Origin of the sequence: Kosakonia sp. MUSA4, assembly GCF_013085925.1 — a bacterium.
Lineage (GTDB): Bacteria > Pseudomonadota > Gammaproteobacteria > Enterobacterales > Enterobacteriaceae > Kosakonia > Kosakonia sacchari_B.
This window is the reverse complement of sequence record NZ_CP025697.1, coordinates 4,351,613-4,365,226: the sequence shown is the minus strand read 5'-3', so window position 1 is coordinate 4,365,226 and position 13,614 is coordinate 4,351,613. Positions and strand designations below refer to the sequence as shown.

Genomic DNA, 13,614 nt, shown 5'->3' with positions numbered 1-13,614 from the left:
GCCTCGTAATTTTCCCTTTTCTGCCTCGACCTGAACATCCACCGCTTGCACACTGCCGCCATGAAAAACGAAGCGGGTTTTACCCTGATTGAAACACTTATCGCCGTTGCGCTGATCGCAATCCTGAGCGGTATGGGGCTTTCGGGCTGGCAGCACTGGCAGGCGCAACAGCGGCTATGGCAGACCGCGCTACACGTTCGCCACTTTCTGGAACGGTTACGCGAAGAGGCTAACTGGCATAACCAGGCGCAACGGGTTTATTCGGCACAGGAAGGTGATAGCTGGTGCCTGCTCAATGCGCCCTCAACGGGCTGCGCCACGGCTGGCCCGCTCGCTGTTATGCCTGACTGGCCTGAGGTGACGCTGCTGGAAGTGACGCCGTCGCTCGGCTTCTTTGGTTTACGCAACACCGCATGGCCGGGGCATATTCGCGTGCGCAGCAGCGCCGGAGAGTGGCGGATAGTGGTCTCAGCCTGGGGGCGCATCAGAATGTGTCAGAACGCGAAGGACGATCAATGTTGAACCGTCAACGGGGGTTTTCACTGCTGGAAACCGTACTGGCAATGGCTATCGGTAGCATATTGCTGCTGGCTTCGGCCCGTTTTTTACCGGCGCTGCAAGCCGCCGTTTTGCAACAGACTCGTGTCCAGACGCTGGAGGACGATCTCTGGCAGCGGCTCTGGGCGGTAGCAAAACAGTTACAGCGGGCGGGCTACTGTAACGGCAACTGCGCTGGTCAGCCGCTGGTTATCAGCAGTAGCGGAGAGTGCGTGATAATGCAGTGGGATGCCAACAGTAACGGACGCTGGGAATCTTCTGCGAGCAGCGAACCGGAGCAAACGGGGTTTCGCCTGCAAAATGGCGCACTGGAGACATTGCGTGGCGCAACGTCCTGTACCGGACGGGGCTGGGAAAAAACGACCGATCCTGCCCAGATGTCCGTCTCGCGTTTTAACGTGACTATGCGCCAGACAACAGGATACGCCCCGCAGCTTACTGTCGCGCTCGCCGCCTCTCTTCCCGGCGATGCCGGAGCGGAGGTGAACGCTGTACTGGACGTCACCGGATATAACTTATGAATCGTCAACGGGGAATGTCATCGCTGGCGCTGGTATTGCTGCTACTGCTGCTCGGAAGCCTGATGTTGAATGGCCTGAATCAGCAGCTTTCCAGCCATTTGTGGCGCGTAAATCGTGAGATTCACGGATTACGCAATATTGCTGAAATCCATTCGGCGATGGCGTGGGCGCAACATCAGGTATGGCCATCACAACCCTTGTTACAGTGCCGCCAACCTGCCGGCGCGGGTTGGCGCAGTTGCCTGCGCATTTTCAGCGATGATTCTGCGTTGCTGATTGTTGCGAACGAAGAGGATGCACTGTGGCATCTGGGGGCAGTAAGCGGTAGTAATATCCGCTTTTTGCCGCATGGCTGGAGTGATTTTTGTCCTCTAAACGAGGTGGCGCTATGTCTGCTTCCCTGAACAAGCAGCGGGGTTTCAGCCTGACGGAAGTACTGCTGGCGATGCTGCTGATGGTGATGGTGGTTACCGCACTAGGCGGTTATCATCGGGCGCTGGCGTCAGGGTTCTGGTCCGCCAGCCAGTGGCGTCAGTTGTGGCGATATGCATGGCAACAGGCACAACCTGATGCACCGCCTTTGCCGCCCGGCTGGCAGGTAAACCGGGGGCAGACAATGACAGAGGGATGTGTCAGCATCAACGTCACCGTTACCTCGCCAGTGGGCAGGCAGGGGCAGATGACGCGATTATTTTGTCCGAACAGTCAGTAGTCAGGAGCGCTTATGTTAAGGGTTTACCACTCCAATCGCCTGGATGTGCTGGAAGCATTGATGGAGTTTATCGTTGAGCGAGACAGGCTCGACGATCCCTTTGAACCGGAAGTGGTTCTGGTGCAAAGCACCGGTATGGCGCAATGGCTTCAGATGACGCTGGCGCAAAAGTTTGGCATCGCTGCCAACATCACCTTTCCGCTCCCGGCGAGTTTCATCTGGGACATGTTTGTCAGCGTGCTCGATGACATTCCTAAAGAGAGCGCTTTTAGCAAGCAGAGCATGAGCTGGAAGCTCATGTCGCTGCTGCCGGATATGCTGGAGCGTGAAGAGTTCTCCATGCTGCGTCACTATCTGAATGATGATGACGACAAGCGCAAACTGTTTCAGCTTTCGTCGCGCGTGGCGGATCTCTACGACCAGTACCTTGTCTATCGTCCGGAATGGCTGACCCGCTGGGAAGCGGGCGAAGCCGTTGAGGGGCTGGGCGAGGCGCAACAGTGGCAGGCTCCGCTCTGGCATGCCCTGGTGGAACATACCGCTGCGCTCGGCCAGCCTCACTGGCATCGCGCCAATCTCTATCAACGTTTTATCAACACACTCGAATCGGCACAGACGCCGCCCGCAGGTCTGCCGTCCCGCGTCTTCATCTGCGGTATTTCTGCGCTGCCGCCAGTCTATTTACAGGCTTTACAGGCGCTGGGTAAGCACATTGATGTTCATCTTCTGTTTACCAATCCCTGCCGCTACTACTGGGGGGATATTAAAGATCCCGCATTTCTGGCAAGGCTGGTTACCCGCCAGCGCCGCCATCACCGGGAAGATCGCCTGTTTCCGCTGTTTCGCGATACGCAAAACGCAGGTGGTCTGTTTAATGACGACGGTGAACAGGATGTAGGCAACCCGCTGCTGGCCTCGTGGGGAAAACTGGGGCGCGATAACATTTTTCTGCTGGCAGGCATGGATCGTTACGAGGAACTGGATGCTTTTGTCGATATCACGCCCGGTTCTCTGCTGCAAAACCTGAAGTACGACATCCTTGAGTTGCAAAACAGCGCCGTGGCGGGCGTGACTGCGGAAGAGTTTGCCCACAGCGACAAAAAGCGAACGCTCGCGCCCGACGATCGCAGCGTGACGGTACATGTTTGCCATAGCCCGCAGCGTGAAGTAGAGATCCTGCACGATCGTTTACTGGCGATGCTGGAAGCCGATCCGGAACTGACGCCGCGCGATATTGTAGTGATGGTGGCGGATATCGACAGCTATAGCCCCTACATCCAGGCCGTTTTCGGCAGCGCCAGCGGCGAGCGCTATCTTCCTTATGCCATTTCCGACCGCCGCGCCCGGCAGGCGCATCCGGCGCTGCAGGCTTTTATTAGCCTGCTATCGCTGCCGGACAGCCGCTTTGTTTCTGAAGATGTGCTGGCGCTACTGGATGTTCCGGTTCTGGCTGCGCGTTTTAACATCGATGAAGAGGGGCTGCGTTACCTGCGACTGTGGGTTAATGAGTCCGGTATTCGCTGGGGCATGGACGATGACAACGTGCGCGAGCTTGAGCTACCGCCGACCGGGCAACACACCTGGCAGTTTGGCCTCACGCGTATGCTCATCGGTTACGCCATGGAGAGCCGCCACGGCGAATGGCAATCCGTTCTGCCATATGATGAATCGAGTGGACTGATTGCTGAACTGGTAGGGCATCTGGCAACGCTACTGATGCAATTGAATATCTGGCGTCGCGGGCTTTCTGAAGCGCGTCCGCTGGAGGAGTGGCTTCCGGTTTGCCGCGACATGCTCAACGACTTTTTCCTGCCCGATCAGGATACCGAAGCGGCGCTGGCGCTGATCGAGCAGGAGTGGCAGGCGATCATCGCTCAGGGCGTTGGCGCGAAATATGGCGAAGCGATCCCGCTTTCTTTACTCCGTGATGAGCTGGCCCAGCGCCTGGATCAGGAGCGTATTAGCCAGCGCTTTCTCGCCGGGCCGGTCAATATCTGTACTCTGATGCCGATGCGTTCCATTCCCTTTAAGGTGGTTTGCCTGTTAGGCATGAATGACGGCGTTTACCCGCGCACGCTCCCGCCGTTGGGGTTTGATCTGATGAGCCAGAAGCCGCAGCGCGGCGATCGCAGCCGACGCGACGATGACCGCTATCTCTTCCTGGAAGCGCTGATTTCGGCGCAGCAGCAGCTCTATATCAGCTATATCGGCCGTTCTATCCAGGATAACAAAGAGCGTTTCCCTTCCGTGCTGGTGCAGGAACTGATTGATTACATTGGCCAAAGCCACTGTCTTGCGGGGGACGAAGCGCTGAACTGCGATGACAGCGAACGTCGGGTGAAAGTGCATATCACGCATTTACATACCCGTATGCCATTCGATCCAGCGAACTTTACTGCTGACGAGTGGCAGAGTTATGCCCGCGAATGGCTGCCTGCGGCGAGTTCGCAGGGCGAAGCGCATTCACCGTTTATCCAGACGCTGGAAAGTCAGCCGCTGGAGACGCTCTCCTTTGATCAGCTGCAGCGTTTCTGGGCGCATCCGGTAAGGGCTTTTTTCCAGATGCGTTTACGGGTCAATTTCCGTCCGGAAGAGAGTGAGATCCCTGATGCCGAGCCGTTTATCCTTGATGGTTTAGACCGGTATCAGTTGAATCTTGAACTGCTCAACACATTAGTGGAGCAGCAGGACGAAGATAAATTATTCCGCCGTTATCGCGCTGCGGGCCTGCTGCCTTATGGCGCCTTTGGCGAAATCATCTGGGAAACACAGTGCCAGGAGATGCAGGAACTTGCCGGTCGTGTCATCGAGCATCGTCAACCCGCCGTAAGCCAGGAGATCGATCTTCACTGTGCGGGTGTTCATTTGACGGGCTGGTTGTCACGTGTGCAGCCGGATGGCTTGCTACGTTGGCGTCCCTCTTTATTGAGCGTTTCTCAGGGGCTGCAACTTTGGCTTGAGCATCTTGTCTACTGTGCCAGCGGTGGCACCGGCGAAAGCCGGTTGTTTGTGCGTAAAGAAGGCGAGTGGCGATTCCCGCCACTGAAGCCAGAGCAGGCGATGGACTCTCTGGCGCTGATGATCGACGGTTACCGGGAAGGGATGACGAAACCGTTGCTGCTGGTGCCGGAAAGCGGCGGCGCGTGGATAAAAGCCTGTTATGACGCCGCAAATGATGCCATGTTAATGGACGAGGAAACGCTACAGAAAGCGCAAAGCAAATTTCTGCAAGCCTGGGAGGGCAATATGATGGTTCGCGGTGAAGGTGAAGATATATGGTATCAGCGGTTGTGGCGTACCCTTGAGCCAGAGTGTTACGCTGAAATCACCGAACAGGCGCGCCGTTTCCTGTTACCGCTTTATCGACATAATCAGTCCGACTAACTGTATAAAAATTGCGCAAGTCGTAAGCATCCATTATTATGCGCGACGGTCACGGACTGATATAACAAGAGTGCTGGCAAAGCCAGCGCGAGTATATCTGGCAGTTCCACAGTTACTGGAGCCGCCGGAAACGTTAATGATGAGGTTCGTGAATGCCCCGCAGCACCTGGTTAAAAGTTTTCGTCCTGTTTTTTGCCCTCTGGGCGCCATTCAGTCAGGCCGACAATGGTTGGCAACCGGTTCAGGAAACTATCCGCAAGAGCGATAAAGATACCCGTCAGTATCAGGCGATCCGTCTTGATAATGGCATGGTTGTGCTGTTGGTGTCCGACCCGCAGGCGGTGAAGTCTCTCTCCGCGCTGGTTGTGCCGATCGGTTCGCTGGAGGATCCTGATTCCCATCCTGGCCTTGCGCATTACCTGGAACACATGACCCTGATGGGTTCCAAAAAATACCCGCAGCCGGACAGCCTTGCCGAATACCTCAAGCTGCATGGCGGCAGCCATAATGCCAGTACTGCGCCTTACCGCACCGCTTACTACCTGGAAGTGGAAAATAACGCGCTGGACGGCGCCGTTGATCGTCTGGCGGATGCGATTGCTGCTCCGATGCTGGATAAAAAATATGGCGAACGCGAACGCAACGCGGTCAACGCCGAGCTGACCATGGCGCGTACCCGTGACGGGATGCGGATGGCGCAGGTCAGTGCGGAGACCATTAACCCGGCGCACCCGGGAGCGCGCTTCTCCGGCGGTAACCTTGAAACGCTGAGCGACAAACCGGGCAGCCCGGTACACCAGGCGCTGCTGGCGTTTCGCGATAAATTCTACTCAGCGAACCTAATGAAAGCGGTCATCTACAGCAATCGTCCGCTGAGCGAACTGGCGACGCTTGCGGTGCAGACCTATGGCCGCGTGCCGAATAAAAACATCACGAAGCCGGAAATCACCGTGCCTGTCGTCACCGACGCGCAGAAAGGTGTCATCATTCACTATGTTCCCGCGGTGCCGCGCAAAGTGCTGCGCGTTGAGTTCCGTATCGATAACAACACCGCTGCGTTTCGCAGTAAAACGGACGAGTTGATCACTTACCTGATTGGCAATCGTAGTCCGGGCACGCTCTCTGACTGGCTACAAAGCCAGGGGCTGGTTGAAGGGATCCGTGGCGATTCCGATCCAGTGGTCAACGGCAACAGCGGCGTGCTGGCGATTTCCGCGACGTTGACAGACAAAGGTCAGGCGAATCGCGATCAGGTGGTAGCGGCGATTTTCAGCTACCTGCAACTGCTGCGTGAAAAAGGTATCGATAAGCGCTATTTCGACGAGCTTTCCCATATTCTTGACCTTGATTTTCGCTACCCCTCCATTACCCGCGATATGGATTATGTTGAGTGGCTGGCGGATACCATGATCCGCGTACCGGTTGCGCATACGCTGGATTCGGTAAATATCGCTGACCAGTTTGATGCCAAAGCGGTGCAGGCGCGTCTTGACGAAATGACGCCGCAAAATGCCCGCATCTGGTATATCAGCCCGGATGAGCCGCACAACAAAACGGCCTATTTTGTCGATGCGCCTTATCAGGTCGATAAAATTTCCCCGGAAACCTTTGCCGACTGGCAGAAGCGGGAGAGCGACATTACGCTGAAATTCCCCGAGCTGAACCCCTATATTCCGGATGATTTCACGCTGATCAAACCGCAGAAACAGTACGAGCATCCCGAACTGATTGTCGATGAGCCGACGCTACGCGTGGTGTATATGCCGAGCCGCTATTTTGCCAGCGAACCGAAGGCGGATGTCAGCGTGGTACTGCGTAATCCACAGGCGATGGATACCGCGAAAAGCCAGGTGATGTTCGCACTGAATGACTATCTGGCGGGGCTGGCGCTCGATCAACTGAGCAACCAGGCGGCTGTCGGCGGGATCACCTTCTCCACTAATGCCAACAATGGCTTGATGCTTAACGCCAATGGTTACACCCAGCGCCTGCCGCAGCTTTTCCAGGCGTTGCTGAGCGGTTATTTCAGCTATACGCCGACGGAAGAACAGCTTGCGCAGGCCAAATCCTGGTACGCGCAAATGATGGATTCGGCAGAGAAAGGTAAAGCCTTCGATCAGGCGATTATGCCGGTGCAGATGCTGTCGCAGGTGCCGTACTTCCTGCGTGAAGATCGTCGTGCGCTGCTGCCATCGATCTCTCTGCAGGACATTTTGCACTATCGCGATGCGCTGAAAAGCAATGCGCGTCCGGAATTCCTCGTGGTCGGCAACCTCGGTGAACAGCAGGCGAAAGACCTTGCTCATGCGGTACAAAAACAGCTGGGTGCCAATGGCACCGTGTGGTGCCGCAACCAGGACGTCGTGGTTGATAAACAGCAGAATGTGAGCTTTGAAAAAGCGGGCAACAGTACGGATTCCGCGCTGGCCGCGGTGTTCGTACCTCCGGGTTTTGATGAGTACAGCAGCTCGGCCTACAGTGCTATGCTGGGGCAAATTGTACAACCGTGGTTCTATAACCAGTTACGCACCGAGGAACAGCTTGGTTACGCTGTGTTTGCTTTCCCGATGAGCGTTGGCCGTCAGTGGGGCATGGGTTTCCTGTTACAGAGCAATGATAAGCAACCGGCGTATCTCTGGGAGCGCTACAAGGCTTTCTTCCCGACAGCGGAAGCGAAGCTGCGGGCGATGAAACCGGAAGAGTTTGCCCAAATTCAGCAGGGGGTGATTGCGCAAATCGTGCAAGCGCCGCAAACGTTAGGTGAAGAGGCTTCCAAACTCAGCAAAGATTTCGATCGCGGCAATATGCGCTTCGATTCACGTGATAAAGTAGTCGCTCAGATAAAACTGCTGACGCCGCAGAAACTTGCCGACTTCTTCCATCAGGCGGTGGTAGAGCCGCAAGGCATGGCGATTTTGTCGCAGATCTCCGGTAGCCAGAGCGGGAAAGCGGAATATGCTCAACCGCAAGGCTGGAAGGTCTGGGACAGCGTCAGCGCCCTGCAGCAATCCTTACCGAAGATGACCGAGAAAGATGAGTGAAACCACTGCTGAGACCCTTGATCCCCTGCGCTTGCCGCTTACCGGCGAGCGCCTGATTGAAGCCTCGGCGGGCACCGGCAAGACATTCACCATCGCCGCACTCTATTTGCGGCTGCTATTAGGGTTGGGCGGCAACGCCGCCTTCCCGCGACCACTCAGCGTTGAAGAGCTGCTGGTGGTGACTTTCACCGAGGCCGCGACCGAAGAGCTGCGTGGCCGTATCCGCAGTAATATCCATGAGCTACGCATTGCCTGCCTGCGGGAAAGCAGCAGCAACCCCCTATATGCCCGTTTGCTGGAGGAGATTGCCGATAAGCAGCAGGCGGCGTACTGGCTGATGCTGGCCGAGCGGCAAATGGATGAAGCGGCAGTCTTTACCATTCATGGCTTTTGCCAGCGCATGCTCAGCCTGAACGCGTTCGAATCCGGCATGCTGTTTGAACAGCAACTGGTGGAAGATGAATCCCTGCTGCGCTATCAGGCCTGCGCGGATTTCTGGCGGCGTCACTGCTACCCGCTGCCGCGTGAGATTGCCCAGGCGATCCATGCCTCGTGGAAAGGGCCGCAGGAACTGCTGAAGGCGATCGAGCGCTACCTGCAGGGCGAAGCGCCGCAAATCAAATCCCCACCGTCGGCGGATGAAACACTGGTTTCCCGCCATCAGCGCATTATCGCCAGGATTGAGGCCATCAAGCAGCAGTGGAACGCCGCGGTTGCCGAAGTGGAGCCGGTGATTGAAGCGTCCGGTATCGACCGGCGCAAATTCAACCGCGGCAACCAGGCAAAGTATATTGAGCGTGTGTCCGCCTGGGCGCAGGAGGAGACGCGTAGTTACCTCCTGCCGGAGGCACTGGAGAAGTTTGCCCAGTCTTTCCTTGCCGAGCGCACTAAAGCCGATGGCGCGGTGCCGGAACATCCGCTTTTTGTCGCTATCGAGGAACTGCTGGCTCAGCCGTTAACGCTTGACGATCTGGTGCTGACCAGCGCAATGCGTGAAATTCGCGAGGCGGTGGCGAAAGAGAAACGTCGTCGCGGCGAGCTGGGTTTTGACGATATGCTCAGCCGTCTGGATAGCGCATTGCGCAGCCCGAACGGTGAGGCGCTGGCCGCTGCGATCCGCGGACGCTTCCCGGTGGCGATGATCGATGAATTTCAGGATACCGATCCGCAGCAATACCGTATTTTCAGCCGTATCTGGCATGGGCAGCCAGAGTGCGGCCTGTTGTTGATTGGCGACCCGAAGCAGGCTATCTACGCATTTCGCGGCGCCGATATTTTTACCTATATGAAAGCGCGCGATGAAGTGAGCGCTCGCTATACCCTTGATACCAACTGGCGCTCGTCGCCAGGAATGATCGCCAGCGTTAACCGCCTGTTTATGCAGATGGAAGACGCCTTTATGTTTCGCCAGATCCCCTTCCTGCCGGTTAAATCCGCCACTAAAAATGCGGGTCTGCGCTTTACCTTTCATGGGGAAATGCAGCCGGCCATGAACATGTGGCTGATGGAGGGCGAAGGTGTTGGCGTCGGCGATTACCAGGGTTTTATGGCGCAGCTCTGCGCCTCGCAGATCCGCGACTGGCTGAGCGCTGGCCAGCAGGGCGAGGCGCTGCTGTACGAAGGTGAGGGCGAGCATGAGAAAGTGCGCCCGGTCAGAGCCTCGGATATCACCGTGCTGGTGCGTAGCCGCCACGAAGCGTCGCTTATTCGCGATGCCCTGATGCTGCTGGATATTCCCTCCGTCTATCTCTCTAACCGCGACAGCGTGTTCGACACGCCGGAGGCGCAGGAGCTGTTGTGGCTGTTGCATGCCGTATTGGCGCCGGAGCGGGAGAGCACGTTGCGTAGCGCGTTAGCTACCTCCATGCTGGGGCTGACCGCGCAGGATATTGAAGCTCTGAATCTCGACGAACAGGCGTGGGATGAGAAAGTTGAAGAGTTCTCTCACTACCGCGAGCTGTGGCAAAAACGCGGTGTGATGCCGATGCTGCGCACGTTGATGAGCGCGCGCAATGTGGCAGAGAATTTACTGGCGACGCCAGGTGGTGAGCGGCGGTTAACCGATATTCTGCATATCAGCGAGTTGTTGCAGGAAGCCGGAACGCAGCTTGAAAGTGAGCATGCACTTACACGCTGGCTGGCGCAGCGCATCGCTGAACCGAATGCCAATGCCTCCAGCGAGCAGTTGCGTCTGGAGAGCGACAAACATCTGGTGCAGATTGTCACCATCCACAAATCCAAAGGCCTTGAGTACCCGCTGGTCTGGCTGCCGTTTATTGCGAATTTCCGCGTCCAGGATCAGGGTTTCTATCATGACCGCGAATCGTTCGCGGCGATGCTCGATTTAAGCCATGGTGACGAGAGCGTCGAACTGGCGGAAACCGAGCGCCTCGCGGAAGATTTGCGCCTGCTCTATGTAGCTTTAACGCGTTCGGTCTGGCATTGCAGCCTGGGGATTGCGCCGCTGATTCGCCGTCGCGGCGGCAAAACGGGCGAAACTGATTTCCACCAGAGCGCACTTGGGCGGCTGATTCAGAAAGGTGAAGCGCTCGATGCTGCCGGTTTGCAGCGTGCATTGCAGGCGCTGTGCAATGACGATATCGCCCTTTGCACGCCGCCCGTTGCCGATAGCGCCCGCTGGCAGTTACCGCAAACGGCGCTGCCCGCACTGAGCGCGCGGGAAGTGACGCGGAAAATTGCCGACGACTGGCGCGTGACCAGCTATTCCGGCTTGCAGCAGCGTGCTCACGGCATCGCCCAGGATCTGTTGCCGCGTCTGGATACCGATGCGGCCGGTGAGCGTGAGGTTGTGGCTGAACCGATGCTGACGCCGCATCAGTTTCCGCGTGGTGCCGCGCCGGGAACCTTTTTGCACAGCCTGTTTGAAGATCTGGATTTTACCCAACCAATCTCGTCGCAATGGGTGGCGGAAAGAGTACTGGCGGGGGGATATGAAGAACACTGGGAACCGGTACTGAGCCGCTGGCTGGAGAGCGTGCTGCATACGCCGCTGGCCGGAACGGGCATTTCGCTAAGCCAGCTTACGGCGAAGGAGAAACAGGTCGAGATGGAGTTCTACTTGCCTGTGACGCAGACGATGAGCGCTCAGGCGCTGGATGCGCTAATCCGGCGCTACGATCCGCTGTCGGCAGGGTGCCCGCCGCTCGATTTCCGCGATGTGCGCGGCATGCTGAAAGGCTTTATCGATCTCGTCTTTCGCCACGACGGGCGCTACTACCTGCTGGATTACAAATCCAACTGGCTGGGCGAAAGCGCGGAGGCCTATACGCAGGCGGCGATGGCGATGGCAATGCAGGCGCACCGCTACGACTTGCAGTATCAGTTATATAGCCTGGCGCTGCATCGTTACCTGCGCCACCGCATCGCGGATTACCGCTATGAACAGCATTTCGGCGGCGTGATCTACCTCTTTTTGCGCGGCGTTGAGGCGCCAAACCCGCAGCAGGGTATCTTCACCACGCGCCCTGACGCGGCACTGATCGAACAGATGGATGCGTTATTTGCCGGAGAGACGCAGGAGGCGGCGCCATGAGTATGACAACACAATTACGTGAAGCGGCAGAGCTGAAACTGTTACGCCCGCTGGATGTGCAGTTCGCTCTGACGGTGGCCACAGAAGAGGAACCTGCGGTGATGCTGGCAGCGGCGCTGCTCAGCCACGACGCCGGTGAAGGACACGTCTGTTTACCGCTTTCGCGCCTGACGCCTGAAGCGTATGCCAGCGCTGGAGCGATCTTTAGCCAACTTTTTGAGCAGGCGGGAAACCCTGACGACTGGCGGCAAACGCTGCTGGCATCGCATGCAGTCAGCGACGGTGAAACGCCAGCGCCGCTGGTGCTGAGGGGGGATCGCCTCTACCTGAACCGCATGTGGCAAAACGAACGACAGGTGGCGGCATTTTTTGCCGAACGGCAGAGCCAGCCCGATGTGGATGAAACCCGGCTGACGCAGGTACTGGAGACCTTTTTCCCGACAACGGGCGAAATAAACTGGCAGAAAGTAGCGGCAGCCGTGGCGCTCACCCGGCGTATTTCGGTGATTTCCGGCGGGCCGGGAACCGGGAAAACCACGACTGTGGCAAAACTGCTTGCGGCACTGGTACAGATGGTGGACGGCGGCAAATGCCGCATTTGTCTGGCCGCGCCGACCGGCAAAGCTGCCGCGCGGTTGACCGAGTCGCTGGGCAATGCGCTGCGTCAGTTGGATCTGACAGAACAACAGAAAGCGATGCTGCCGGACGAAGCCAGCACGCTGCACCGTCTGCTTGGCGCGCAGCCGGGTAGCCAGCGTCTGCGCCATCATGCGGATAACCCGCTGCATCTTGATGTGCTGGTGGTCGATGAAGCCTCAATGATCGATTTGCCGATGATGTCGCGCCTGATCGATGCGCTGCCGCCGCAGGCCCGGGTGATCTTGCTTGGCGATCGCGATCAACTGGCCTCGGTAGAGGCCGGAGCGGTGCTGGGTGATATCTGCGCGTGGGTGAACGCTGGCTATACCCCGGAGCGCGCGGCGCAGCTTTCGCGTTTAACCGGCTCAACGGTTCCTGCCGGGGAAGGGCACTGCGCCAGCACGCTGCGTGACAGCCTGTGTTTGCTACAAAAAAGCTATCGTTTTGGCAGTGATTCCGGCATTGGCCAACTGGCGGCGGCAGTCAATCGGGGCGATAAAAATGCCACCAGAGCGGTATTCAGCCAGAGCTTTGGCGATATCGAGCGTAAACCGCTGCAGAGCGCAGAAGAGTATCAGGCAATGATCGACGACGCGCTCGCCGGCTATGGCCATTATCTGTCGCGGGTGCATGACAACGCTGCGCCGGAGGAGATTATCGCGGCGTTTAGCGAATACCAGTTGCTGTGCGCATTACGCGAAGGGCCGTTTGGGGTCAGCGGGCTGAATGAGCGTCTGGAACTGGCGCTGCTGCGTAAACGGCAGATTTCACGCCCGGCGCATTCGCGTTGGTATCACGGCCGTCCGGTCATGATCTCACGTAATGATTCGGCGCTGGGCTTATTTAATGGCGATATCGGTATAGCGCTGGAGCGGGGGCAGGGGATCCGCGTCTGGTTTCCGCTGCCGGATGGCAGCATCAAATCCGTGCAGCCCAGCCGCCTGCCGGAGCATGAAACGGCGTGGGCAATGACCGTGCATAAATCGCAGGGTTCGGAGTTTGATCATACGGCGCTGATCCTGCCGGGGCAGTTTGTACCGGTCGTCACGCGTGAGCTGGTTTATACCGCCATCACCCGTGCGCGCAGGCGGCTGTCACTCTATGCGGACGAGCGCGTACTGGCGCAGGCTATTGCCACTCGTACCGAGCGGCGCAGCGGGCTGGATGCGTTATTCAGTGAAGTAGAGTAACGCCCCCGCAGCGCGC

The 13,614-nt window shown here is 57.6% G+C and carries 8 protein-coding genes; all 8 read left to right on the top strand.

The genetic code is table 11. The annotated features are described in order from the left end of the window. The first annotated feature begins 60 nt into the window (after positions 1-60). The 8 genes from C0557_RS20595 to recD all read left to right on the top strand — a co-directional run bounded on the left by C0557_RS20595 (position 61) and on the right by recD (position 13,598). Complete coding sequence (locus C0557_RS20595; protein WP_208660628.1) at positions 61-522, top strand: prepilin peptidase-dependent protein; 462 nt, start codon at positions 61-63, stop codon at positions 520-522. Further along, positions 516-1,079 (top strand): prepilin peptidase-dependent protein, encoded by a 564-nt coding sequence (locus tag C0557_RS20590; protein WP_208660626.1) that lies wholly within the window; start codon positions 516-518, stop codon positions 1,077-1,079. The genes C0557_RS20595 and C0557_RS20590 overlap by 7 nt, the downstream gene beginning before the upstream one ends. Further along, the gene (locus C0557_RS20585; RefSeq protein ID WP_074773100.1) at positions 1,076-1,483 is read left to right on the top strand and encodes a DUF2509 family protein; all 408 of its coding nucleotides are present in this window, start codon (positions 1,076-1,078) and stop codon (positions 1,481-1,483) included. The genes C0557_RS20590 and C0557_RS20585 overlap by 4 nt, the downstream gene beginning before the upstream one ends. Next, positions 1,468-1,791 (top strand): prepilin-type N-terminal cleavage/methylation domain-containing protein, encoded by a 324-nt coding sequence (locus tag C0557_RS20580; protein ID WP_208660624.1) that lies wholly within the window; start codon positions 1,468-1,470, stop codon positions 1,789-1,791. The genes C0557_RS20585 and C0557_RS20580 overlap by 16 nt, the downstream gene beginning before the upstream one ends. Before the next feature lie 12 nt (positions 1,792-1,803). Then, complete coding sequence (gene recC, locus C0557_RS20575) at positions 1,804-5,175, top strand: exodeoxyribonuclease V subunit gamma (protein ID WP_208660622.1); 3,372 nt, start codon at positions 1,804-1,806, stop codon at positions 5,173-5,175. 152 nt (positions 5,176-5,327) lie between these two features. Beyond that, positions 5,328-8,216, top strand: a complete 2,889-nt coding sequence (gene ptrA / locus C0557_RS20570) for a pitrilysin (protein WP_074773108.1) — start codon at positions 5,328-5,330, stop codon at positions 8,214-8,216. Next, complete coding sequence (recB, locus tag C0557_RS20565) at positions 8,209-11,769, top strand: exodeoxyribonuclease V subunit beta (protein WP_208660620.1); 3,561 nt, start codon at positions 8,209-8,211, stop codon at positions 11,767-11,769. The genes ptrA and recB overlap by 8 nt, the downstream gene beginning before the upstream one ends. Beyond that, a complete protein-coding gene (gene recD / locus C0557_RS20560; protein WP_208660618.1) occupies positions 11,766-13,598 on the top strand; it encodes an exodeoxyribonuclease V subunit alpha in 1,833 nt (610 codons plus the stop codon). Before recB ends, recD begins: the two co-directional genes overlap by 4 nt. The last annotated feature ends 16 nt before the right edge of the window (positions 13,599-13,614 follow it).

What these genes read in the sequence shown, in the direction of transcription:
- C0557_RS20595 (WP_208660628.1), top strand. Translation starts at nt 61, where the DNA reads ATGAAAAACGAAGCGGGTTTTACCCTGATTGAAACACTTATCGCCGTT.
- C0557_RS20590 (WP_208660626.1), top strand. Translation starts at nt 516, where the DNA reads ATGTTGAACCGTCAACGGGGGTTTTCACTGCTGGAAACCGTACTGGCA.
- C0557_RS20585 (WP_074773100.1), top strand. Translation starts at nt 1,076, where the DNA reads ATGAATCGTCAACGGGGAATGTCATCGCTGGCGCTGGTATTGCTGCTA.
- C0557_RS20580 (WP_208660624.1), top strand. Translation starts at nt 1,468, where the DNA reads ATGTCTGCTTCCCTGAACAAGCAGCGGGGTTTCAGCCTGACGGAAGTA.
- recC (WP_208660622.1), top strand. Translation starts at nt 1,804, where the DNA reads ATGTTAAGGGTTTACCACTCCAATCGCCTGGATGTGCTGGAAGCATTG.
- ptrA (WP_074773108.1), top strand. Translation starts at nt 5,328, where the DNA reads ATGCCCCGCAGCACCTGGTTAAAAGTTTTCGTCCTGTTTTTTGCCCTC.
- recB (WP_208660620.1), top strand. Translation starts at nt 8,209, where the DNA reads ATGAGTGAAACCACTGCTGAGACCCTTGATCCCCTGCGCTTGCCGCTT.
- recD (WP_208660618.1), top strand. Translation starts at nt 11,766, where the DNA reads ATGAGTATGACAACACAATTACGTGAAGCGGCAGAGCTGAAACTGTTA.